Source organism: Rhizobium sp. P2_G2 (assembly GCF_056403555.1).
The window spans coordinates 133,363-156,582 of the sequence record NZ_JBFUFF010000003.1 but is presented as its reverse complement, the minus strand read 5'-3'; the positions used below and the strand labels follow the sequence as shown (position 1 = coordinate 156,582).

The 23,220-nt window shown below is 61.9% G+C and carries 23 protein-coding genes; 11 read left to right on the top strand and 12 right to left on the bottom strand.

Annotation, left to right across the window (positions count from 1 at the left end; all coding sequences use genetic code 11):
• Positions 1 to 70: 70 nt before the first annotated feature.
• Genes AC1D06_RS04380 through AC1D06_RS04370 form a run of 3 tightly spaced genes read left to right on the top strand, consistent with a single transcriptional unit; the run spans position 71 to position 2,245 of the window.
• Entirely contained in the window at positions 71 to 340 is a 270-nt protein-coding gene (locus AC1D06_RS04380) for a DUF6460 domain-containing protein (RefSeq protein ID WP_477883382.1), read from the top strand.
• Complete coding sequence (locus tag AC1D06_RS04375; RefSeq protein WP_477985265.1) at positions 337 to 894, top strand: CAP domain-containing protein; 558 nt, start codon at positions 337 to 339, stop codon at positions 892 to 894. The genes AC1D06_RS04380 and AC1D06_RS04375 overlap by 4 nt, the downstream gene beginning before the upstream one ends.
• Before the next feature lie 7 nt (positions 895 to 901).
• Positions 902 to 2,245 (top strand): MATE family efflux transporter, encoded by a 1,344-nt coding sequence (locus AC1D06_RS04370; protein WP_477985263.1) that lies wholly within the window; start codon positions 902 to 904, stop codon positions 2,243 to 2,245.
• Here the strand turns inward: AC1D06_RS04370 and AC1D06_RS04365 are convergent.
• Positions 2,221 to 3,309 carry a quinone-dependent dihydroorotate dehydrogenase gene (locus tag AC1D06_RS04365; RefSeq protein WP_477985261.1) on the bottom strand — a complete coding sequence of 363 codons (1,089 nt, stop codon included), beginning with the start codon at positions 3,307 to 3,309 and terminating at the stop codon, positions 2,221 to 2,223. The genes AC1D06_RS04370 and AC1D06_RS04365 overlap by 25 nt on opposite strands.
• Positions 3,306 to 3,650, bottom strand: a complete 345-nt coding sequence (locus AC1D06_RS04360) for a DUF952 domain-containing protein (protein WP_477985259.1) — start codon at positions 3,648 to 3,650, stop codon at positions 3,306 to 3,308. Before AC1D06_RS04360 ends, AC1D06_RS04365 begins: the two co-directional genes overlap by 4 nt.
• 92 nt (positions 3,651 to 3,742) lie before the next feature.
• Between AC1D06_RS04360 and AC1D06_RS04355 the strand changes: the two genes are divergently transcribed.
• Together AC1D06_RS04355 and AC1D06_RS04350 are read left to right on the top strand one after the other, a co-directional pair.
• Positions 3,743 to 4,144, top strand: coding sequence for a hypothetical protein (locus AC1D06_RS04355; RefSeq protein WP_477985257.1), 402 nt, complete (start codon positions 3,743 to 3,745; stop codon positions 4,142 to 4,144).
• Positions 4,145 to 4,236: 92 nt separating this feature from the next.
• Positions 4,237 to 4,884 (top strand): response regulator, encoded by a 648-nt coding sequence (locus tag AC1D06_RS04350; protein ID WP_477985255.1) that lies wholly within the window; start codon positions 4,237 to 4,239, stop codon positions 4,882 to 4,884.
• 26 nt (positions 4,885 to 4,910) lie between these two features.
• Here the strand turns inward: AC1D06_RS04350 and AC1D06_RS04345 are convergent, their stop codons facing one another.
• The 5 genes from AC1D06_RS04345 to bcoG form a co-directional block, all read right to left on the bottom strand.
• Positions 4,911 to 5,696, bottom strand: coding sequence for a carnitinyl-CoA dehydratase (locus tag AC1D06_RS04345; protein ID WP_477985253.1), 786 nt, complete (start codon positions 5,694 to 5,696; stop codon positions 4,911 to 4,913).
• A 273-nt stretch (positions 5,697 to 5,969) separates the two neighbouring features.
• Positions 5,970 to 8,036 carry an acetate--CoA ligase family protein gene (locus AC1D06_RS04340; protein ID WP_477985251.1) on the bottom strand — a complete coding sequence of 689 codons (2,067 nt, stop codon included), beginning with the start codon at positions 8,034 to 8,036 and terminating at the stop codon, positions 5,970 to 5,972.
• A 246-nt stretch (positions 8,037 to 8,282) separates the two neighbouring features.
• Positions 8,283 to 9,443, bottom strand: a complete 1,161-nt coding sequence (locus AC1D06_RS04335) for an acyl-CoA dehydrogenase family protein (RefSeq protein ID WP_477883398.1) — start codon at positions 9,441 to 9,443, stop codon at positions 8,283 to 8,285.
• 259 nt (positions 9,444 to 9,702) lie between these two features.
• Positions 9,703 to 11,193, bottom strand: coding sequence for a carnitine 3-dehydrogenase (locus tag AC1D06_RS04330; RefSeq protein ID WP_477985249.1), 1,491 nt, complete (start codon positions 11,191 to 11,193; stop codon positions 9,703 to 9,705).
• Positions 11,194 to 11,461: 268 nt separating this feature from the next.
• Positions 11,462 to 12,361, bottom strand: a complete 900-nt coding sequence (gene bcoG / locus AC1D06_RS04325; protein ID WP_477985247.1) for a 3-dehydrocarnitine:acetyl-CoA trimethylamine transferase BcoG — start codon at positions 12,359 to 12,361, stop codon at positions 11,462 to 11,464.
• A gap of 112 nt (positions 12,362 to 12,473) precedes the next feature.
• Between bcoG and AC1D06_RS04320 the strand changes: the two genes are divergently transcribed.
• Both AC1D06_RS04320 and AC1D06_RS04315 read left to right on the top strand, forming a co-directional pair.
• Complete coding sequence (locus AC1D06_RS04320) at positions 12,474 to 13,439, top strand: GlxA family transcriptional regulator (RefSeq protein WP_477985245.1); 966 nt, start codon at positions 12,474 to 12,476, stop codon at positions 13,437 to 13,439.
• Between the two features lie 166 nt (positions 13,440 to 13,605).
• The gene (locus tag AC1D06_RS04315; RefSeq protein ID WP_477985243.1) at positions 13,606 to 15,015 is read left to right on the top strand and encodes an aminotransferase; all 1,410 of its coding nucleotides are present in this window, start codon (positions 13,606 to 13,608) and stop codon (positions 15,013 to 15,015) included.
• A gap of 5 nt (positions 15,016 to 15,020) precedes the next feature.
• Here AC1D06_RS04315 and AC1D06_RS04310 read toward each other — a convergent pair whose 3' ends face one another.
• Positions 15,021 to 15,530: a hypothetical protein gene (locus AC1D06_RS04310; protein ID WP_477985241.1), complete on the bottom strand. Its 510-nt coding sequence runs from the start codon at positions 15,528 to 15,530 to the stop codon at positions 15,021 to 15,023.
• 128 nt (positions 15,531 to 15,658) lie between these two features.
• Here AC1D06_RS04310 and ybgC point away from each other — a divergent pair, with 128 nt between their 5' ends.
• From ybgC to AC1D06_RS04295, 3 genes are all read left to right on the top strand, one after another.
• Entirely contained in the window at positions 15,659 to 16,117 is a 459-nt protein-coding gene (ybgC, locus tag AC1D06_RS04305; RefSeq protein WP_477985239.1) for a tol-pal system-associated acyl-CoA thioesterase, read from the top strand.
• Positions 16,118 to 16,210: 93 nt separating this feature from the next.
• Positions 16,211 to 16,444 carry a hypothetical protein gene (locus tag AC1D06_RS04300; protein ID WP_477985237.1) on the top strand — a complete coding sequence of 78 codons (234 nt, stop codon included), beginning with the start codon at positions 16,211 to 16,213 and terminating at the stop codon, positions 16,442 to 16,444.
• Between the two features lie 160 nt (positions 16,445 to 16,604).
• On the top strand, positions 16,605 to 17,363 hold the full coding sequence (locus AC1D06_RS04295) for a ribonuclease T2 family protein (RefSeq protein WP_477985235.1): 759 nt from the start codon (positions 16,605 to 16,607) through the stop codon (positions 17,361 to 17,363).
• A 239-nt stretch (positions 17,364 to 17,602) separates the two neighbouring features.
• Here AC1D06_RS04295 and AC1D06_RS04290 read toward each other — a convergent pair whose 3' ends face one another.
• The 4 genes from AC1D06_RS04290 to AC1D06_RS04275 form a co-directional block, all read right to left on the bottom strand.
• A complete protein-coding gene (locus AC1D06_RS04290) occupies positions 17,603 to 18,565 on the bottom strand; it encodes a sugar-binding transcriptional regulator (RefSeq protein WP_477877063.1) in 963 nt (320 codons plus the stop codon).
• Positions 18,566 to 18,585: 20 nt separating this feature from the next.
• On the bottom strand, positions 18,586 to 20,052 hold the full coding sequence (locus AC1D06_RS04285) for an FGGY family carbohydrate kinase (protein WP_477985233.1): 1,467 nt from the start codon (positions 20,050 to 20,052) through the stop codon (positions 18,586 to 18,588).
• Positions 20,053 to 20,223: 171 nt separating this feature from the next.
• Positions 20,224 to 21,180: a transketolase family protein gene (locus AC1D06_RS04280; protein ID WP_477985231.1), complete on the bottom strand. Its 957-nt coding sequence runs from the start codon at positions 21,178 to 21,180 to the stop codon at positions 20,224 to 20,226.
• Positions 21,180 to 21,989, bottom strand: a complete 810-nt coding sequence (locus AC1D06_RS04275) for a transketolase (RefSeq protein WP_477985229.1) — start codon at positions 21,987 to 21,989, stop codon at positions 21,180 to 21,182. The genes AC1D06_RS04280 and AC1D06_RS04275 overlap by 1 nt, the downstream gene beginning before the upstream one ends.
• Before the next feature lie 220 nt (positions 21,990 to 22,209).
• Between AC1D06_RS04275 and AC1D06_RS04270 the strand changes: the two genes are divergently transcribed.
• Entirely contained in the window at positions 22,210 to 23,193 is a 984-nt protein-coding gene (locus tag AC1D06_RS04270) for an ABC transporter permease (protein ID WP_477877067.1), read from the top strand.
• Positions 23,194 to 23,220 lie beyond the last annotated feature (27 nt).

Sequence of the window (23,220 nt, the reverse complement as noted above, 5' to 3'; positions counted from 1 at the left end):
CAGAGTTTGTCTAATTTTGGCCGCGAGTGGCGGTCAAGCGATTCATTCCGAATCAAAGGTGGAGACAGGCATGGCAGACGGTTTCAACCGTATTCTGGGTGATACGCCCATGCGGACAGTCGTCAAGCTGATTATCCTCTGCGTTGTTGTCGGCTTCGTCATGAGCACGTTCGGCATCTATCCGGGCAATATCCTCTATTGGATACGGCACGTGTTTTTCGATCTCTGGCGCAACGGCTTTGCCGCGCTCGGCAAGGTCGGCGATTATCTGCTGCTGGGAGCAGTGATCGTCATTCCGCTTTTTATCATCTCTCGTATTCTGAACTGGCGTAAGTCTTGAACTCTCCATCTCTCTCCCGGCGTCGGATTCTGACCGGGTTTGCTTCCTCTGCCGGCCTGATCCTGCTTTCGGCCTGCAGCACGACGTCCGTGCTTGCGCCGGCGGCACCCGCCGAGGATAGCGCGACGGCCGATGTCAGCGCCGCGGCTTTGCCATTGGTCAATGCGATCCGCGCCCGGCACAGGCTGCCGCCGCTGAAGGTGGCCAAGGTGGTGGTTGCGGCGGCTGAGGACCAGGCGGTGCGCATGTCGAGCTATGGCAAGATGAGCCATTTCATCGGCCCCGACAAAAGCTTCTTCGCCCGGATGAAACGCCAGGACGTGCCGATGCCGGCGGCGGAAAATATCGCGGCCGGCCAGCAGTCGATCGAGGAGGCGGTGTCGGCCTGGGAACATTCGCCGCATCATCTCGAAAACATGCTCGGCCGCTATGACTCGGTCGGCGTGGTCGAGGCGCGCAATCCCGGTACCGGCAATATTCCCTACTGGGCCATGGTGCTCTGCCGGGTTACGCAGCCGCCGACGGCGGCCGGCATGCCGCCGATGTTCCTGTGAGGGCCTGATGGAGCAGAAGTTGGGATCGTCAGGTGCCTTCGAGGTCACGCATCGCATGGTGCTCGGCCTGGCGCTGCCGATGACCTTCGGTTTCCTCACCATTCCGCTCCTGGGTTTCACCTCGACGGCCGTCGCCGGACGGCTCGGCGATCCCAATGTGCTGGCGGGCCTAGCGATCGGCGCGGTGCTGTTCGACCTGATCTTCGCATCGCTGAATTTCCTGCGCGCCTCGACCACGGCACTGGTCGCGCAGGCTTGGGGCAGGGGCGAGTGGGACGAACAGGAGGCAGTGTTCTGGCGGGCGCTGATCCTGGCTGTCGCGCTCGGCATTGCCATTGTCATCCTCGGGCCGCTGCTGCTCAAAATCGGCCTCTGGATTATATCGCCGGATGCGGGTGCAGCGGCTGCGACGAGCCGCTGGTTTTCGATCCGCATCCTGTCGGGGCCGGCGGCGCTCGCCAATTACGCGATCCTCGGCTACTTGCTCGGTTGCGGCCGCTCGCGCATCGGGCTGCTGCTACAGGCGCTGATCAACGGCATCAACATCGTGCTCTGCATCGTCCTTGGCCTGACGCTCGGCTGGGGTATTTCCGGCATCGCGCTGGCGACGATCACCGGCGAGACGATGGGTGCGCTTGTTGGCATCGCCATCATCCTCGCCGGCTTCCGGCGGCGCAATCCGTGGCTGATTGCCGGCCTGTTCGACCGCGACAAATTGCTGAGCCTGTTTTCGCTCAACAGCGATATCATGGTGCGCTCGTTCCTGCTCCTGGCGGCCTTCCTGCTGCTGACGCGCGCCGGTGCTGGCCTCGGCCCGGTGACGCTGGCGGCCAATGCAGTGCTGATGAATTTCTTCATGATCTCCGGCTACTGGCTCGACGGGTTGGCCAATGCCGCCGAGACGATTATCGGCCGTTCGATCGGTGCGCGCTTCCGCCCGGCCTTCGACCGCGGCCTGAAACTCACCTGGTGGTGGTCGCTGGGGCTGGCGACATTGACGGGGTTGCTGGTCATGGCGGTCGGCGGACCGGTGATCGATTTCCTGACGACGTCGGAGCCGGTTCGCGCGATCGCCTATGCGCACCTGCCCTGGGCGGCGGTGACGGCGCTCACCGGCTGTCCCGCCTTCCTGATGGACGGCGTCTTCATCGGCGCCACCTGGTCGCATGCGATGCGCAACCGCATGCTGATGGCTTTCGTCGGCTATATCATTGCCTTGCTGGTGCTGGTGCCGATCGCCGGCGATCACGGGCTATGGCTGTCGCTCAATATTTTTCTGCTGCTACGCGGCATCACATTGGCGCTGGCACTGCCGAAGCTCAGGGATCAGATTTTCCTGTCGGCCCAATAATTCAGCCGAGTGTCCCTTATACTGCGGATCGACGCCAGTTTCTCCCGATCGCAGAGTGCGGACAGACCCTTGATGATGCGGGCGGGCAGGCCGGGACCTTCATAAACCATGGCCGAATAGAGCTGGATCAAGTCGGCCCCGGCGCGGATTTTCTCTGCCGCCATTTCCGGTGAGTGAATGCCGCCGACGCCGATGAGCGGGAAGGCGGGGCCGAGGTGTTTGCGCATTTTTGCCAGCACTGTCGTGGCCTTGTCGAACAGCGGCTTGCCGGAAAGGCCGCCTGCTTCTTTCGCCGTGGTCTGGTCCCTCAGGCCATCGCGCGATAGCGTGGTATTGGAGACGATCAGGCCRTCGAGCCTGCTTGCCAGGACTTCGGCGGCGACGTCGTCGAGGCCTTCTTCGCTCAGATCGGGAGCGATTTTCAGGAAAACCGGCACCATCCGACCAGCCTTTCGGGCTTCCTCGTCCCGCGCGGAAAGCACGGCGTCGAGCAGCGCTTTGAGGCTTTCGCGCGCCTGCAGGTCGCGCAGGCCGGGCGTGTTGGGCGAGGAGATGTTGGCGGTGAAATAGCGCGCCACCGAATAAAACGTCCTGATACCGGCGACATAGTCGGCGATGCGGTCGGCGGCATCCTTGTTGGCGCCGATATTGACGCCGATCAGGGCTGAGGACGGCAAGCCTTGCAGGCGGGTGAGAGCGGCCTGGTGGCCCTCGTTGTTGAAGCCGAACCGGTTGATCACGCCTTCGTCGGCGACAAGCCGAAAGAGCCGGGGCTTGGGATTGCCAGCCTGAGGCTTTGGCGTGACGGTGCCGATTTCGGTGAAGCCGAAGCCGAGCTTCAGCATCGCCATCGGCACGTCGGCATTCTTGTCGTAGCCGGCGGCGAGGCCGAGCGGATTGCCAAAGCTGAGTCCGGCGAGTTCCACTTTCAGWCGCGGGTCGGCAGGCAATGCGCAAGCGGGGGCAAGCGGGCTCTTCAGGCCGGCAATCGACATGCCATGCGCCGTCTCCGGATCGATGCGGAACAGGCCGGCGCGGATGAGGGGCCAGAATGCATCCTTCATTCCGGCATCTCCGGGAAGACATGGTTGCCGTCGGCGTCGAGCGGCAGCGGCTTGGCCCAGAGCACGGCCGTGAACGGCAGGTGGCCATAGAGATGCGGGAAGAGGTCGCCGCCGCGCGAGGGCTCGTATTTCAGTGCATCGCCCAGCTCGGCGCCGTCGGCGGCCACCAGCAGCAGGCCCTGCTGGCCCTGGAAATAGAGTTCGGCGGTGCGTTTGGCCTGGGCGGCGGTGGAGAGATGGATGTAGCCATCCTGGATATCGATGCCGGCGCCGGTGAACAGGCCGGCTTTTTCGGCCGCCCGCCATAAATCGGCGGAAACGATCTTGTATACGGTAGCCATGTGCGTCTCTCCGGTTTCTGGCCTCCTAACCCCTTTTGCCGCCGCCGGGAAGGCCTGCAACATTGCCAAATCCCCAAAACGGAGGAAAACCGATGCAAGCGAAACTCCTGGCCGCCCTTTTCGTCCTCACCGCCTTTCCTGCCTTCGCCCAGAGCAATGAAACGGCGCGCTACCAGCTGATCTCCGTCTCAGGCGGCTTCGTGCGGCTCGATACGGTCACCGGCGTGATGACCTTTTGCCGCGACGAGGTCGACAGTTTCCGCTGCGGTCCGATCTCGGCCGATACCGACAAGCAGGCCATGCGGCCGGATGCCGGCGAGGAGAAGGCACGGCCGGAGGCCGGCATCGAGCCGAAGCAAGGCGATCGTCTCGAGCCGGGCTTTAAGGAAGACAAATCCAGCGACGATTTCGACCGGGCGCTCACGATGATGGACAAGGCCATGCGCCATTTCATGGCAATGAGCCGTGAAAACCAGAAGGATTGCAATCTCTGAACGGCTTTTCTCCTTGAAAAGCCAGCCTGATTGCGCTGTTCTATCCAAGTGGAGAAATGGATGCGGCGCTCAAGCCGCGCCGTGGGGGGACAATGGCTGGCGCCGCAACAATCATCATTGCCGATGATCATCCGCTGTTTCGCGGGGCCTTGAAGCAGGCGCTATCGATGGAGGATGGCGCGCGGGTGATCGAGGCGGGGGATTTCGTTGCCGCCCGCCAGGCGGCGGCCGACCATCCCGATGCCGATCTGATGTTGCTCGACCTGACCATGCCAGGCGCCAGCGGACTATCGGCGCTGATGATGATCCGCGCCGAACATCCCGGCATTCCCGTTGCCGTCATCTCCGCCAGCGACGACCAGCCGACCATCCGGCGGGCGCTGGAACTCGGCGCTTCGGCCTTCATTTCGAAATCGAACGGCATCGACGAAATCCGCGATGCGATCGACACCGTCCACCAGGGCGGCATCTGGGTGCCGCCGGGTTTCGATGCCGGTCGTGAGCACGATCCGGAGATGGAGCGCTTGATTAGCCGGCTAAAGACGCTGACGCCGCAGCAGACCCGTGTGCTCGGCATGATCGGTGAGGGCCTGCTCAACAAGCAGATCGCTTATGAGCTCGGCGTCTCGGAGGCGACCATCAAGGCGCATGTCTCGGCGATCCTGCTGAAGCTCGATGTCGATAGCCGCACGCAGGCGGTGATCCAGCTCGGCAAGATCGGCGTGACGCTGCCGGGGTGAGGCCGGCAGCGCCGTGGCCATACGGCTTATTTGCCCTTCCAGACCGGGTCGCGCTTCTCGGCAAAGGCGCGGGCGCCTTCGAGATTGTCCTCGCTGCCATAGAGGATGTCGACGGTCTTGAGCTGGCGGCGGGTGATCTTGTTCATCGTGTCCTGGAACCTGTTGCCCTCGGCCTCGCGCACGACTTCCTTGATCGCGGCATAGACCAGCGGCGGACCGCTTTCGAGCAGGCGGGCGAGTTCCCAGGCGCGCTCCATCAGCTTGTCGGCGGGCAGGATCTCGTTGACGAAACCCCAGCGATGGGCCTCGTTGGCATCAAGCCAGCGGCCGGTGAGCAGCATGTCCATGGCGATGTGGTAGGGAATGCGCTTTGGCAGCTTGATCGAGGCGGCGTCCGCCACCGTGCCTGAGCGGATTTCCGGTAGCGCGAACGTGGCATGCTCGGCGGCGAGGATCATGTCGGTCGAAAGCGCGATTTCAAGGCCGCCGCCGCAGCAGATGCCGTTGATCGCGGCAATGATCGGCTTGTTGAGGTCGCGCAGTTCCTGCATGCCGCCAAAGCCGCCGACGCCGTAATCGCCATCCACCGCGTCACCGGCGGCGGCCGCCTTGAGGTCCCAGCCGGGGCAGAAGAATTTCGGGCCGGAGCCGGTGATGATGGCGACGCGCAGCGTGTCGTCATCGCGGAAATCCTGAAAAATCTTGCCCATGATGCGGCTGGTGATCAGGTCGATGGCATTGGCCTTCGGCCGGTCGATGGTGACTTCCAGAATGCCGCCCTCGCGGCGGGTTTTTATCGGGGTGTCGGTCATGATGTGCTTCCTCTCATAATGTCAATCGAGGAGATTCACCCCTCACCAACTTCGGCCAAGGGTTCGCAAGGCTCACCCGGCCTTCGTATCCTCTCCCGCAAGGGGCGAGGAAAAACTTGCCGCACTGTCTTGCCCCAGGCGAGGCCGGCGCTTGTGGCACCCTGCCTCTCCCCTTGCGGGAGAGGATAGCAAGCCCGCGCGAGACCAAAGGTCGAGCGCTTGGGCGCGCTTGGTGAGGGGTGAAACCACACCCAGGCAAACATCGCTTACAGGCTACTTCCTCATCCGCACCAGTGCATCCGCCGCGACGACGCCCTCGCCTTCCGGCAACACCATCAGCGGATTGATGTCCAGTTCCTCGATATCGGCAGCCTTGGCCGCAACAAAATCGGCGGCGGCGGAGACGGCGTCGACCAGGGCTGCGATGTCGCCCTTGGCCTGGCCGCGATAGCCGTTCAACAGCTTGGTGATCTTCAGCCCGTCGATCGCCTTGCGGATCGCCTCTTTCGTCGTCGGCAGGGTGATGATTGCCGAATCGTCCATCAGTTCAACCAGGATGCCGCCGGCGCCGACGGTCAGCACCGGACCGGCGACCGGGTCGCGCAACGCGCCGACGATCAGTTCAGCCACGGGCTTGGCTGCCATCTTCTCGACGAGGAAGCCATTGGCAACGCCGGCCATGGCGTTCGCGGCGTCGATGACTTCGGCCTCGGTTTTCAGGTTGAGCTTTACCGCACCGGCCTCAGTCTTGTGGGCGACGCCGGAACCCTTGAGCGCCACGGGGAAGCCGATCTCGGCAGCCGCCTCGGCGGCGTCTTCGGCGCTGGCAACCAGTTTGCCCGCAGGCACCTGCAGACCGAAGGGCTTCAGCGCCTGCTTGGATTCATGCTCGGTCAGCGTTACGGCTTCGCCTTCGGAGGCCACAGCGTTAAGCAGCGGGGCGGGCGCTGGGCCGGCCCAAGCCTGGTGGATGAAATGCGCCACTTCGACCGCGGCCAGTGCCTCGTCGATGCCGAGGAAGGGCACGACGTCATGTTCGACCAGGGTGAAGGCGACATCTTCCGGCAGGTTCTCGCCCATCGACGCGACGACGGCGGCATTGGCGCCGGTGGCCTTGTGGGCGGCAATGATGGCGTTGACGGTGGTCATCCAGTCGGCCGGGTCGCAGCGGTCGCGGCGAGGGAAATCGAGGATCACCATGTTGAGCGCATAGTCGCCGGCCATCATGGTCGAGACGGCGGTTTCGATCTTGTCGCCCTTGCCCCAGACGAAAGTGTGGTAGTCGAGCGGGTTGGAGAGTGTGACCATCTGCCCGAGGGTTTCGCGCAGAACTGGCAGCTGTTCCGGCTTCAGGTCGCGGAAATTTACCTTGCGGCCAACGCCTGAGTCGGCGATCAGCGACGCCTCGCCGCCCGAGCAGCTCATCGACGAGATCTCGTTGGTCGGCAGCGTGCCGACGACATGCAGCAGTTTCAGGGTTTCCAGCAGTTCCGGCAGGGAGGCGACGCGGCCGATGCCGAGGCGTTCGAGTACGGCGGCGGAGACCTTGTCATTGCCGGCGAGCGAGGCAGTGTGCGAAACCGTGGCTTTCTGGGCGGCTTCGGATTTGCCCATCTTCAGCGCCACGACCGGCTTTTTCAGCTCGCGGGCGCGTTTGCCCAGCAGTTCCAGCGTTTCGAGGTCGTCAAAACCTTCGATATGCAGGCCGACGGCGGTGACGCGCGGATCTTCCAGCGCGGCGACGGCGAGTGCCGAAAGGCCGGTTTGCGCCTGGTTGCCGGCGGTCATCAGATAGGCAAGCGGCAGGCCGCGCATCTGCATGGAAATGTTGCAGGCAATGTTGGAGCTCTGCGTCAGGATGGCGACGCCGCGCTCGGTGCGGATCATACCGTGTTGGTCGGGCCAGAGCAGGGCGCCGTCGAGCATGTTGATGAAGCCGTAGCAATTGGGGCCGACCACGGCCATGTCGCCCGCAGCCTCGACCAGTTTTGCCTGCAGTTCATGGCCGTCGGGCAGTTCCTTGACGGCTTCGGAAAAGCCCGAGGCATAGCAGATCGCCCCACCCGCGCCTTTGTCGCGGAGCTCGCGCATGATGTCGATGGTGAGGTTGCGGTTGACGCCGACGAAGGCAGCATCGGGGGCGGCCGGCAGGTCGGCGACGGAGCGGTAGCACTTGTAGCCGTGCACTTCGTCCTTGGTCGGGTGGATCGGCCAGATGTCGCCCTGGTAGCCCATTTTCTTGCACTGTTCGACCACGCGGCCGGCTTCCTTGCCGCCGACCACGGTGATGGATTTCGGGCGGATCAGGCGGTTGAGGGAATTAGGGGAAAGGGTTTTCATCAAGGCCTCAATTTATAAAGTCAGCATGTGCCGGTGGGCGTGGCATTACCCCTCACCAACTTCGGCCAAGGGTTCGCAAGCTCACCCGGCCTTCGTATCCTCTCCCGCAAGGGGAGAGGAAAAACCTGCGGCTGCTCGTGGCACCCCTGCCTCTCCCCTTGCGGGAGAGGATAGCAAGCCCGCGCGAGACCAAAGGTCGAGTGCTTGGGCGCGCTTGGTGAGGGGTGAACTCGTGAGATGCAAACCTCACGCCCCAAACGGCCTGAGCAGCTCGCGGCTGATGATATGCCGCTGGATTTCGCTCGTCCCGTCCCAGATGCGTTCCACACGGGCGTCGCGCCAGAAGCGGGCCAGCGGCAGGTCGTCCATCAAGCCCATGCCGCCATAGATCTGGATTGCCTGGTCGGTGACGCGGGCGAGCATTTCCGACGCGTAGAGCTTTGCCGAGGCGATCTCGCGGTTCGACGGCTTACCCTGGTCGAGCAGCCAGGCGCCGTATAGCGTCAGGAAATCGGCGGCATCGATCTCGGTGATCATGTCGGCGAGCTTGAAGGAGACCCCCTGGTTGGCGCCGATCGGCTTGCCGAACTGCTTGCGCTCGGCGGCATAGGGAACGCAATAGTCGAAGACGCGGCGGGCGCGGCCGACGCAATTGGCGGCCACCGTCAGGCGCGTGCCATAGAGCCAGTTATTGGCCAGATCGAAACCCTTGTGGACTTCGCCGAGGATCTGCGCCGAGGGCAAGCGGCATTCGTCGAAATTCAGGATCATGTTCTTATAGCCGCGATGCGAGACGGAACTGTAGCCGTCGCGGATTTCGAAGCCGGGTGTGCCGCGGTCGACGAGGAAACAGGTGATCAGCTTCTTCGGCCCCTTCGGCGTCTGCTCCTCGCCGGTGGCGATGAAGACGATGACGAAGTCGGCGATATTCGCATGGCTGATGAAATGCTTGGTGCCGTTGACAACCCAGTCGTCACCGTCCTGGCGGGCAAAGCATTTCATGCCGCGCACGTCGGAGCCGGCGCCCGGCTCGGTCATGGCGAGCGCATCGAATTTTTCGCCCGTCGTGGCCGGGATCAGGTATCGTTCGCGCTGCTCGGCGTTGCAGCCCATGAGAATGCCGGAGGGGCGGCCGAAGAAGACGGTGAGTGCCATCGAGCCGCGGCCGAGTTCGCGCTCGACGAGCGTAAACGTTAGGTGATCGAGGCCGGCGCCGCCGACATCTTCCGGCATGTTGCAGCCGAAGAAGCCGAGTTCCTTGACCTTGCGGGCGATTTCCTGGCCCATTTCCGGCGGCACGAAACCCTGCTTTTCCACCTGGTCTTCGAGCGGATAGATCTCCGTTTCGACGAAGCTCCGCACGGTGTCGACGATCATCTGCTGTTCTTCGGTCAATCCGAAATTCATGGAATTTACTCCCAGCCAAAATCCACGTTCAGAGGGCGAGAAGCCCCCTCATCCGGCCCTTCTTGGGGTCGAGCCACTCGTCTCGACCCGTCCGTTGGACCCTTCTCCCCGCTGGGGAGAAGGGGGCGCTCGCGGCGCCCTTCTTCAACTCTCTCCAACCTCAGCGCTTCTTGCCGAGGCTGTTCGGCAGTCTCCCTCTTCTCCCCAGCGGGGAGAAGGTGGCCCGAAGGGCCGGATGAGGGGGCCTGCCAGGCGATGATCAGGCCTTCTTCTGCCCTACATGCCGTCCCGCGCCGTCCGGCAGCGCCAAACCGGCATGCGCCTTGGCCAGCGCCTCGAACTTGCCAAGCACCGCCGGCAGCGGCGGCACGACCTTGCCGTCGGCGGAGGCGACGTGCAGCATCAGGTGCTCGCAGGTGGCGATCAGGGCGCCGTCGGAGACGCGTTTCAGCCACATGAACAGCTGGATCTTCTTGCCATCGCTCGGCAGGACCTGGGCGGTGACGGCGAGTTCGTCGCCGAGCTTAGTTTCGCCGAGGAAACGCGTATGGCTTTCGGCCGTATAATAGCTGTGGCCGGCTGCGACATAGTCGAGATCGGCGCCGATCAGACGCAGGAAGGCATCGCCGCCGTCGGCGAAGCACTGGTTGTAGCGGAATTCGGTCATATGGCCGTTATAGTCGATCCACGAGGGATGGACCTTGACCTTGAGCAGTTCGATCGGCTCCTGGCTGGCCTTGACCTCCGGCTTCGGCGCAATCTTCCAGAGATGCGCCTCGAAATCGGCGAGCAGCTTGCCCGAACCCCAGCCGCGGCCTTCGTCGCCGGACTTCAGCGCCTGCATGATGCCGACGAGATTCTGGTCGCGGATGCGTTCGAGTTCGCGGATGCCGCGGGCGCCGGACTGGGCGTCGGACTGGCTGGCGATCTTGTCTGTGAGTGCGTCGTCGAGATCGACCACGTCCATCAGCTTGGTCCAGGGCCAGGAGAGGCAGGGGCCGAACTGGGCAATGAAGTGGCGCATGCCCGCTTCGCCGCCGGCAATGCGATAGGTCTCGAACATGCCCATCTGCGCCCAGCGCATGCCGAAGGAATAGCGGATGACATCGTCGAGGGTCTCGGTGTCGCAGATGTCGTCCTTGATCAGCCACAGGCCTTCGCGCCAGACGGCTTCGAGCAGGCGATCGCCGACGAAGGCTTCGATTTCCTTGTTGATGATCACGCCCTTCATGCCGATCGGTGCGAGCTTGGCCTTGGCGTCTTCGAGCGTGGCCTTGGAGGTCTTCTCGCCGCCGACGAGTTCGGCGAGCGGCAGCAGGTAGACAGGGTTATAGGGATGGGCGACGAACATGCGCTCGGGATGCTTCATGTCGCGCTGCAATTCGGTCGGCATGATGCCTGACGTCGACGAGCCGATCAGCGCCTTGGGGTCGGCGGCGGCGTCGATCTGGGTGATGACGTTGCGCTTGAGATCGATGCGTTCCGGCACGCTTTCCTGGATCCAGTCGGCGCCCGCTACGGCTTCCTCGACGGTCTTGCTGAAGGTCAGCTTGCCCTTCTTCGGCAGCGGTGCGGTGGTCAGCATCGCATAGGCGCGCTCGGCATTGGCCATGACTTCGCCGATGATGCGCTCAGCTTCCGGATGCGGGTCGAAAATCTTGGTGTCGATGCCAGCGAGCACGAACCGGGCCGCCCAGGCCCCGCCGATCACTCCGCCGCCGACGCAGGCTGCTTGCTTGATTTGGCTCATGACTGTTCCACTTTCCAAATTTCAAATCATTTTGAGCGGGAATTTACCCCTCACCAACTTCGGCCAAGGGCTCGCAAGCTCGCCCGGCCTTCGTATCCTCTCCCGCAAGGGGAGAGGTAAAACCCGCGGCGGCGCCTTGCCCCAAGCGAGGCGGTGCTTGTGGCACCCCTGCCTCTCCCCTTGCGGGAGAGGATAGCAAGCCCGCGCGAGACGAAGTCGAGTGTCTGGGCGCGCTTGGTGAGGGGTGAATTTCCCCTCGCCGAAACCTTCAGCGCTTCTGCAGCTTCAGCTTCTTGCGAACCTCTTCCGRTCCGATGATCTTGGCGCCCATGCCTTCGATGACGCCGACGGCCTTTTCGACCAGCTGGGCATTGGTGGCGAACTCACCCTTGCCGATATAGAGATTGTCTTCGAGGCCGACGCGGACATTGCCGCCGGCGAGGATGGCTGCGGCCGGGTAGGCCATCGCATCACGGCCGATGGCGAAGGCCGAGAAAGTCCAGTCCGAGGGTATGTTGTTGACCATTGCCATGAAGGTGTTGAGGTCATTGGGCGCGCCCCACGGAACCCCCATGCAGAGCTGCACCAGCACCGGATTCTCGATCAGGCCTTCCTGGACCAGCTGCTTGGCGAACCAGAGATGGCCGGTGTCGAAGGCTTCGATTTCCGGACGGACGCCCAGGTCGGTCATCAGCTTGGCCATGGCGCGCAGCGTGCCGGGCGTGTTGGTCATCACATAGTCGCCGAGCGAGAAATTCATCGTGCCGCAATCGAGCGTGCAGATTTCCGGCAGGCATTCGGCGACGTGGGAGACGCGTTCGGTGGCGCCGGCAAGATCGGTCGCCGGGTTGAGCGGCAGCGGGTTTTCCGGGCCGCCGAACATGATGTCGCCGCCCATGCCGGCGGTCAGGTTGAGCACCACGTCGGTGTCGGCCTGACGGATGCGATCGGTGACTTCCTTGTAGAGCGAATTCAGGCGCGAGGGGGCGCCGGTCTCGGGATCGCGCACATGGCAGTGGACGATTGCGGCGCCAGCTTTGGCGGCGTCGATGGCCGAATCGGCGATTTCCTTCGGCGAGCGCGGCACGAGGCGCGACTTGCCGGCGGTGTCGCCCGAGCCGGTGACGGCGCAGGTGATGAAGACTTCACGGTTCATGGTGAGCGGCATTTTCGAAAACCTCCCTCGGAGCAGCTTGGCGGCAATTAGGCCTGTGCTTGCATTTCTTTGCTTTGCAGTTTCGGCAGAATTCTATACATAATCGGAAGCCTGTGGAGCCTCCATGTTCGACCATCCCGACCGGCCATTGGAAATCGATATCCTCGCCTTCCCTGAAACGACGGTGCTGCTGCTCGCTTCGGTGTTCGAACCGCTGCGTGCTGCCAACCGCGTCGCCGGCCAGACGCTCTATAGCTGGCGGCTTTTGAGCCCCGACGGCAAGCCTGTGGAAACCACGGCGCATATCAACATTCCCGTCGATGGCGCCTTCCGGCCCGACAAGGATGAAAATCCGCTGTTCGTCGTCTCCAGTTACAACTGGCGGCGCAACAATACAGCGCCGATGAAGATGGCGCTATCGCGAACCGCCCGCCACCGCTCGATGATCGCCGGCATCGAATCCGGCACATGGCTGATGGCCGAGGCGAGCCTGATCGATGGCCACCAGGTCAGCGTCCACTGGGAGGACCGCGACGAATTTGCCGGCCGCTATCCGCAGATCAATGTGGTCAAGGAACGCTTCGTCATCGACCGCAAGCGCATGACATCCGGTGGTTCCTTGCCGACGATCGATATGATGCTGGAAATCATCCGCCGCCGGCAGGGCTATTCGCTGGCGCTCGAAGTGTCGCGTGCCTTCCTCTATGAGCGCGATGCCGGCGCCGGTCCGCTGCCGTCGCCATCCGGCAATTCCGGTGAGATGGACAAGCGCCTGGTGCAGGCGGTGCGGCTGATGGAGGAAAGCGTCGACCAGCCGTTTTCACTGGAGCGGCTCGCGAAACGTACCGGCATCAGCGCCCGCCACCTGCAAAGCCTGTTCAACGAGAGTTTCGGCGTCTCGCCGCATGTGCATTACCTCGCGCTCAGGCTCAATACGGCGCGGCGCAAGGTGATCGAAAGCCGCGCCTCCTTCGCCGATATCGCCGCTTCGAGCGGCTTCAATTCGGCTTCAGCTTTCTCCCGCTCTTATCGCGCCCAATTCCGCGAGAGCCCGTCGGAAACGCGCAAACGGCTTCGGGCTGGCGGCTGAGCGCCTGCCGACAGACTCTGTCCTACAGCAAAGAAATCCGCGGCGCGGGATTGATCTTCCTTACTGTTTCTGAGATATTGACTGAACAGACATTCAATAAGAATCGCATATTCTATTGTAAAACAGTCTGTTGAAGCGATATCTGAAATTTGCACGGGAGGCGATCATGGCTGCGAAACGGGAAGAGATCGAGATGGAAGAGAGCCCTTCCGCTATCGAGGCGATTGCCGAGAAGCATCTGGTGCAGCCCTGGCCGGTGGCCGGCTCGATCGGCGCGGAAGCGCGCGGCCTGATCGAAAGCGGCGACGGCATCTATGTTACCGACAGCGCCGGCCGTCAGCTGATCGATGGGCCTGCGGGCATGTGGTGCGTCAATGTCGGCCATCGCAACAAGGAGCTGGCGCAGGTCATGTTCGATCAGGCGATGGCGCTTTCCTACAATTCGCCGTGGTATACTACCAACGAGCCGTCGGCACTCTTGGCCGAGCGGCTGGCGGGCCATGCGCCTGAGGGGATGAACCACGTGTTCTACACGACCGGCGGCTCTTCGGCGGTCGAGACGGCCTTCCGCTTCCTGCAGTTCTACAACAATGTCCGGGGACGCCCGGAGAAGAAGCTGATCGTCAGCCGCGAGGGTGCCTATCACGGCTCGACCTATCTCGCCGCCTCGATGAATGGCCGGCCGCGCGACCAGGACTGGATGGACAGCGCCAGGGAGCTGGTGATCAAGCTCTCCTGCCCCAATCCGTTCCGCCGACCGAAAGGCATGACGGTGGAAGCCTTCACCGATTTCCTGATCGACGAATTCCGCGCCACCATCGAAAAAGTTGGCGCCGAGAGTATCGGCGCCTTCATCGGCGAGCCGATCATGGCCTCGGGCGGCGTGATCGTGCCGCCGCCGGGCTATCTGCCGCGCATGCGGGCGCTCTGCACCGAACATGATATTCTCTATATCTCCGACGAAGTGGTAACGGCTTTCGGCCGGCTCGGGCATGTCTTCGCCTCGAAGGATGAGTTCGGTATCGAGCCGGATATGATCACCTTCGCTAAGGGCGTGACATCAGGTTATTTCCCGCTCGGCGGCGTGATGATCCGCTCAAGGCTGTTCGAGGAACTGCGCCAGTCCAACCATCCGGATGCGATGTTTGCGCATGGTCTGACCTATTCCAGCCATCCGATCGGCTGCGCGGTGGCGCTGAAGAATCTCGATATGCTGGAAAACGGATTGCTGGAGCGGACTCGGACGATTGCGCCGCATTTCCAGGGCCGGCTTAAGGCGCTGGAAGACTTGCCGCTGGTGGGCGAGGTGCGCGGTGTCGGCCTGATGGCGAGCATCGAATGCGTCGCCGACCATGTCAGCAACAATCCATTGGCGCTCGATCTTGAAGTCGGCAAACGCATCGACAAGCATTGTCAGGAGCTTGGGCTCCTGGTGCGGCCGCTGATCAACATGTGCGTCATGAGCCCGCCGCTGACGATTTCCGAAAGCCAGATCGATCAGATGGCCGACATCCTGCACAAGAGCATCGTCATGACGCAGGATGAGCTCAGCCGTGAGGGGCTTTGGAAGGGCTGACCATTCTACTCTTCTTCGAGTGGCCGCGGGACAGGCGAGGCGCGGCGAATATTCGCCAGCCATCGCCGCAGCACTGGCGCACCGATCAACAGGTAGAATCCGAATAGCCAGTTGGCGATCGGCGTCAGATAGAGGTGAGCCGGAATCGGGATCGGTATCTCCAGCGCGCGTGGCTGTGTCTGAAATAGGAAATCCATGAGATAGATTGTTTCGCGCATCGCTGTGACGAGCACATAGGCGCCTGTGGCGCTGAAGACGATGGCTTGTAGGTCGTCGAATTTCAACGGCGTTTCGGCAAAAGTCTCGTTCGATTTCGGCGTCATGTGATCCACAATGGCTTCTGCGAGCCAGTAGATCAGCATCAGGGGAATAAACAGCAGGGTCCCCGCAGTAATGAAAGACCAGCGCACTGTCGTTCCCGCCGACACGTCGATCAGGCGCATGATCAATTCGAGGGCAAGCAACAGCATCAAAGTTTTGACGAGAACGACAAGGCCGGATCGAATTGTCATCATTTGCAAATATCCATTTCCTGCAAACTATTGGTGTGGACCATAGCAGCGCAAACCTATCGGTCAATCCGCTTGGCTGGACGGCTGGCTGACGATAAGGATTTGCGGCGTATCAACAGAGAAGTTCCGCAATGCAGCATCAATCCATTTCGCTTTCCGGCGAACTGACGGCCGAAGGCCATATCCTCACCCAGCGTGTCTATTACGAAGACACGGATTTCTCCGGCGTCGTCTATCACGCCCGCTACCTGCATTTTCTCGAGCGCGGCCGCACCGATTTCCTGCGCTGCCTCGGCATCGATCAGAGCAAGGTGTCGAGGGGAGAGGAAAGCCTTGTCTTCGTCGTGCATCGCATGGAGATCGATTTCAAACAGCCGGCGCGCATGGACGACGTACTGACGATCCGCACCGTGACGGAGAAGGCCGCCGGCGCCAAGCTGATCCTCGACCAGGAAATCCGCCGCGATGGGACATTGCTGATCGCCGCGCGCGTCATCGTCGCAGTCATCAATGGCCGTGGCCGGCCGCAGCGGCTGCCGGCGCCGCTGGTTGCCCAGTTCTCTGCTTTTGGCGCTCAATCGCCCGCCTGAGCAGGCGTGTTCCGTTGGGAACAGCAGGACGGTCCGATCTGTGCGAAAACCATCTCAAGTTAAGTGCGACCGTTTTGAGATGGGATGGCGGTGATGGACAGGTTCTTTGTCGGCTTGGTTGCTGCAGCAGGTGCTGCGTTTGCGGCTCTCGGCCCCGCCGGAAGTGACCTGACCACCGCCGCCACCCCGTCCTCACAGGACACTGCCAATTCGGTCCGGCTCGCCTGGAGGACGGACGCCTCCACGCCTGGATGCCGGGTGGAAATGCGCTGGCGGCGCGATTATTCCGGCCAGCCCTATCTGAACAAAGTCCGCATCTGCGCTTGATCCCCGTTCACAAAGCGCAGATCGCCCTGAAGCCCGGTCCGCCCGCCCTGCTGGACCGGGCTTCCTCTTTGCCCTCATCAACTCGTTCCGTCTGGCAAGTCACCCCGCGTAAAATCGCCGGATTGTATTCTTCGATGTTCACCGCAATGGTTGAAATGCGATGCTCGTCGCGTTATGCTCCAAGCGCGCGCCACCGTTATTTTTCCGTCGAGAGCGCTTTGTAGAAGCCTCTCCCGAAGGTGAGTGCGGCAATTGTGGGTATGTCTGCTGGAAATCACGAGAGGGGATTAATCTCATGGCGACGAAAAAGCGCTTTCGCAATTGCGTATCGACAGGCCTTGCAGCCATGCTGGCGGCGGCCACGCTGGTTGCTCCCGTCAATCTGAACGCTGCTCCACACGATGTCGGCAAGCGGCCGCCGGGACAGTTCGATTATTATGTCCTGGCGCTGTCGTGGGAGCCCGGCTTCTGTGCCACGAACCATGGGCACCAGAAGGAGTGCAGTTCTCCGAAGGGCTTTGTCCTGCATGGGCTCTGGCCGCAGATGGAAGGCGGGGCATATCCGACCTCCTGCAGCCAAACAGCCCTCAGCGATGCTGAGCACGAACAATGGGCTGACATCTATGCCGACCCATCGCTGATCGATCACGAATGGCCCAAGCATGGTACGTGTTCCGGTCTGTCGCCCTCCGATTATTTCAAATTGTCGGAGGCCGACGTGAAGGCCGTCGTGATTCCCGATGAATTCCGTGCCCCCAAAAAGCTCAAGAAGGGTGACTCTGCGGAGATCAAGAAAGCCTTTATCGCCGCCAATCCAGGCATGACCGCTGCGGGACTATCGGTTGTGGCCAAGAAAAAAACCGTCGTCGAACTCGATATCTGCGTCACCAAAGAGGCTAAGTTTCGGCCCTGTTCATGATCGAGCCTGGGCGACTTGTGCCTCCAAGCCTGGTTGCCGGGTGGAAATGCGGTGGCGGCGCGATTATTCCGGCAAGCCCTATCTGAACAAAGTCCGCACCTGCGCTCGATTCCTGTTCGCAAAGCGCAGATCGCCCGGAAGCCCCGCCCGCCCTGCAGGACCAGGCTTCTTCTTTGGCGCGAGTAAGTTGGTTGGTGTGCAGGATCGTGCTTGCCGGCCCAATGAGATGGGCTTTCAAGTCAGGCGGACTGCGGAGACAAAAGACGGGCGGCGGTAAAGTGGTCGGTGATCAGCGTATCGATGACACCGATTCGCAATGCGCCGGCGATCGCTTCCGTCTTCTTGGCCCCGCCGGCCACCGCGATAACGCGCTTCACATGGGACAGGTCTTCCATAGGTAACCCGACCACGCGCTCGTCCAGCGGCGTCTTCACCGATTTCCCATGTCTGTCAAAGAACCGCAGCGAAATGTCGCCGACCGCACCGGCCTCGGCAAGATCGGCCAGTTCGCGCTGGGAGAAGATGTTTCCCGAACGCGTCAGCAGTTCCGACGGCTCGACGGCGCCGATGCCAACGATCGCGAGGCTGATGCTGCTGAAGAGGTCCATGGTCTCACGCACATAGGGATCGGATGTCATCAGCAGTTTGGCTTCCCGGGACGTGGTCACGCCCTGCACCGGCAGCAGCTTCGGCTCCGCCCCGGTGAGCTTCGCAAGTCTCGTCGTCAGCTGTGTCGCATGGGTCTGCACGGAGGGGTCGCCCATGCCCCCCAGCGTCTGAACGACATATTTCGCCTGCGCGCTCTTCTGCGGATGAATGTTCTCGACCATCTTGAAAATGGTCTGGCTCCAGCTCGAAACGCCGATGATCTCGCCGGGAACGAGCGTCATTTCCAGGAGATGGGCTCCGGCTTCGCCGATGCGCGCCATGATCGCGCCATCGCGATCTTCCGAACATTCGACGACGATCGCCTCGGGGAGATTGAAGCGYTCGCGAAGACCGTTTTCAAGGTCGATGAAGGTGCCGGCGGGAGGAATGACGCTGGTGCGGACGATGTCTTCCGCTTCGGCCTTTTTCAGCATGCGGGAGACTGTGGCCTGGGAGAGATGCAGGTGTTCGGCGATCTCCGCCTGACGTTTGTGCTCGATATGATACATCTGAGCGACGCGAGCAATCAGGCGCAGTTCGTTCAGACGACTCATACATTCCCCCGACTGAATTTTTATTCACTCTTAGTCCCAGCGCGCACAAACGTCGAGCGATCAATTGCATCGTACCAAGTGTCGAGTTTTCTCGATTGTTCGCTGTCCTCAGGCCCGATTTCGACGCCGTTTCTCGGCAACCTGGCAATGGCGTCCATGCTCTCCCAGATCCCCAGCGACAGGCCGGCGAGATAAGCCGCTCCCAGGGCCGAGACTTCGGGTGCCTCGCGCTGGATGACAGGATGCCGCAGCACGTCGGCCACGCATTGCATGAGGAAACGGTTCTGGCTCGGCCCGCCGTCGACATAGAGTGCGCCAAAGCCATGGCCGAACTGGCTCTGCATCGCGGCGAAGACATCCCTCACCTGGAAGGCGATCGAGTCGGTGACGGCGCGTGCCATCTGCGCCCGCGTGGTGCTGAAATTGATCTGCGAAAACAGTGCTCTTGCATCCGAATTCCAATAGGGAGCACCGAGGCCGACGAATGCCGGCACGAATCCCGGGCCATCGGGTTCAGCCGTGGCCGCGAGTTCGACCAGGGAAGCGACATCCGGCAGGCCCAATATCTCGGCCATCCATGGAAGGCTCGCGGCTGAAACCAGGATGTTGCCTTCGAAGGCGAATGTCGGCTTGCCGTTGATCCGCCAGGCCACCGTGGTGGTGATGCCTTTCTGCGGAGCGATGAAGCTGGGCAACGTCGTCATAACAGACGAGCCGGTGCCGAAGGTGATCTTTCCGTCGCCGGTGTTGAAGGCGCCGTGACCGAACAGTGCCGCGTGGCTGTCGCCGATCGCCGAACGGATCGGCGTGCCATTGGGCACGCCGGGTACATTCAGCGTTGTGCCAAAATCGGCGGCGCTGTCCAGCACCAGGGGAAGCGCATCCTTGTTCACGTCGAAAAGCGCACACAGCTCGTCGCTCCAGACCTGGGCATTGAGGTCGAAGAGCTGGCTTCTTGCTGCATTGGACGCGTCGCAAACGTGCTGCCTGCCCGCGGTCAGACAATGTATCAGCCAGCTGTCGATCGTGCCCAATCGCAGCTTGCGGCCTTTTGGCGCCTGTTCGAGCAGCCAGCGCATCTTCGGGCCGGGAAACATCGGATCAAGCGGCAGCCCGGTGAGCATCTGCACGCGCGGCTGATGGCCTGCATCGATCAACCGGGTGCAATCCGCCGCGGTTCGGCGGCACTGCCAGCTCAAGACCGGGCCGAGCGCTTCTCCCGTCTCGGCATCCCAGATCGTCACCGATTCCCGCTGGTTGGAGATGGCGACGGCTTCGACCACGGCGTCCGGCTTCGCTGCCAGACAGGCCTGGATCGCCTCGCAGACCGATTCCCAGATCCTCTTCGGGTCTTGCTCGACCCAGCCGGGTTGGGGATAGGAAATGCCGACCGGTGACGATCCGCGCGCCAGCAGCTCTCCCGTGGTGGATACCAACAGCGCCTTGGAATTGGTCGTGCCTTGATCGATTGCGAGAATGGCTCGCATGAATTTTCTCCTCCAACGCGTGAGGGCGCGAATGAACGCGCCCCGTCAGTCCGCTAAAGCGCGTCCGCATATTTATGGATCAGGTGACGCGCTTTATCTGTTTGTTTTTGCGCATGTCGTTGTCCCGAAACCGGGGGGCCACTTTCGGGCGACATGCGCGGCAATCCATTTTCACTTGCGCCTGATCAGTTCGGCGGCGGCGTCCGCAATCGACGCCGGAGCCATGCCGAATTCATCAAGCAGGAATTCTGCGGACCCGGTCGGCGCAAAGATACCCGGCACGCCGAGGCGTTTCATCGGCACCGGCACATTGTCCACGACAACTTCCGCCACGGCGGAGCCGAGACCGCCAAAGATCGAGTGTTCCTCAGCCGTCAGGATCGCGCCGGTCTCGTTTGCGGCCGCGATGATTGCGGCTTCATCGATCGGCCGGACGGTAGCCATGTTGAGGACGCGGGCTTCGATGCCGCGCTGCGCCAGGATCTCGGCAGCCTTGAGGATCCGATGCGTCAACGTGCCGTTGGCGATCAAGGTCACGTCGGAGCCTTGGCGAAGGAGGTTGGCCTTGCCGACCTCGAACCTGTGTCCTTGCGGGAGCAGGTCCGGGACGCCGACGCGAGAGAGGCGAAGGAAGCAGGGGCCGGCATAGCTCGCGGCCCATTCGATGGCTGCAGCGGTCTCGATCCGGTCACAGGGCGCGATCACCGGCAGATTGGGAAGGACGCGGGTCCAGGCGAAGTCTTCGATGGAATGATGCGTCGGTCCAAGCTCGCCATAGGCCATGCCGGAGGATATGCCGACAAGCTTCACATTGGCATTCGAATAGGAAATATCGGCCTTGATCTGTTCGAGCGAACGGCCCGTCAGGAAGGGGGCCGCGCCGCACACGAAAGGCAGCATACCGCCATTGGCGAGACCGGCGCCGACGCCGACCATGTTCTGCTCGGCAATACCGACATTGACCAGGCGTTCGGGAAACCGGGCCTTGAAGCCGGTTAGTTTCGACGAGCCGACGGAGTCGTTGCACACGGCGACGACCTTGTTGTTCTCGGCCGCCAGTCGCTCCAGGGTCGCGGCGAAAGCGTCACGGCAGTCATGAAGACCCTCTGCAGGAACATGCGCGTTCATCAAATCGCCTCCGAAAGTTCTGCGACAGCAATCTCGTATTGTTCCTTGCTCGGCACTTTGTGATGCCATTCGACACGGTCCTGCATGAAGCTGATGCCGTGCCCTTTGTTTGTGTGAGCGACGATGCAATGCGGCCGGGAGGTGCGCGTTTCGAGCGCCGGAACCACTTCGGCCATTTCATTGCCGTTGATCTCGGTCACGTCCCAGCCGAAGGCCTCGAGCTTCGGACGAAGCGGCGCCAGATCGTTGGTTTCCGCCAGTGCCGCGCCCTGCTGGAAGCGGTTATGGTCGACGATCAGCGTCAGATTGTCCAACTTGAATTGACTGGCAGCCATGATGGCTTCCCAGTTGGAGCCTTCCTGCATCTCGCCGTCGCCAGTCATGACATAGGTGTGATAGGCAGCGCCCGAAAGCTTCGCCGCTTTCGCCATGCCCACGGCGACGGGCAGGCCATGCCCGAGCGGGCCGGTATTGGTTTCGACGCCCGGCACCTTGTTGCAGTTCGGATGACCGTTGAGCCGGGAATGGGGCTTGAGGAAGGTCGAGATTTCCTCTTCCGGAATGAAGCCGCGCTTGGCGAGCGTCACGTAGAGGGCGCAGGCCGTGTGGCCCTTGGAGAGAACGAAGCGGTCGCGCCCGGGAAGACGCGGCTCTTTCGGGTCGATCCTGAGGACGCGGAAATAGAGCGCGGTCATGATGTCGATCGCCGACATTTCCCCGCCGATATGGCCCGCGCCCGCTTCGAACACCGCCTGAAGATCACGCAAACGGATTTGCCGTGCTGTGCGCTTAAGCTCCTCCAGTTCCATATTTCCGCTCCTGCATATTTATTCAGTATGTTATATTTTTGCGAGAAACGTGCATTAGTCAAGTCCCTCGTCAATATTTTGCGTTGCGAGCCGGGCATTTACCGGTGGCCGATTTTTGATTGACAGTCCAAATCGGACCTGTTAGTGCATTTTCCGGCAGATGTGAATAAATATTCTAAACTGCCGCCTTATTCAGGATAGCCGAGCTACGGGAGGAACCATGGCAGCGGTTAGCGTCAATGAACAAGCACAGGTGACAAAGAGAAAGCCGCTGGCCTGGCTGCGTGGAGCGACCGGCCCGCTGATCGGCTTGATCGCGCTGTGCCTGTTCCTGAGCGTTGCAACGGACAAATTCCTCTCCGTCCACAATGGCCTCAACATTCTCGATCAGATTACCGTCCTCGGCATCATGGCCGTCGGCATGACATTCGTGATCCTGATCGGCGGCATCGATCTGTCCGTCGGCTCGGTGATCGCGCTGTCGATGATGGTGATGGGCTGGACGGCGAATGTCGCCGGATTTCCCATGGGTGTCGGCATGGCCGTGGCGCTCGTCGCCTCGGCCGTCAGCGGTCTGATTGTCGGAATCATGATCACCCAGTTCCGCGTGCCGGCCTTTATCGCGACACTGGCGATGATGTCGGCGGCGCGTGGCGTTGCTTCGATGATCACCGACGGCCAGCAGATCGTCGGCTTTCCGGACTGGTTCATGATGCTGGCTATCGACCGGCATTTCGGCGTGCTGACGGCGACCGTTTTTCTGATGCTTGTCGTTCTCCTGGTCGCCTGGCTGTTTCTGAGATTTCGCGCCGAAGGGCGGATGCTCTATGCCGTAGGTGGCAATCCCGAAGTCGCCCGTCTCGCCGGCATCAACGTCCAGCGCGTGACAATCTCAGTCTATATCGTCTGCGCTGTCCTGGCCGGACTTGCAGGCATCGTTCTGGCGGCTCGGCTGGACTCGGTTCAGCCTTCCAGCGGCCTCGGCTATGAACTCGACACCATTGCGGCTGTCGTCATCGGCGGAACGTCGCTGACCGGCGGGTCCGGTGGCATCGGCGGCACGCTGATCGGCGTGCTGATCATAGGTGTCCTGCGCAACGGTCTCAATCTCCTCAATGTCTCTCCCTTCCTGCAGCAGGTGATCATCGGCATCGTCATCGTGCTCGCCGTCGGTGCTGAAACGCTGCGCAAGCGGAGATCCTGAGATTACGGGGCTCCGCCAGCCCCTTCG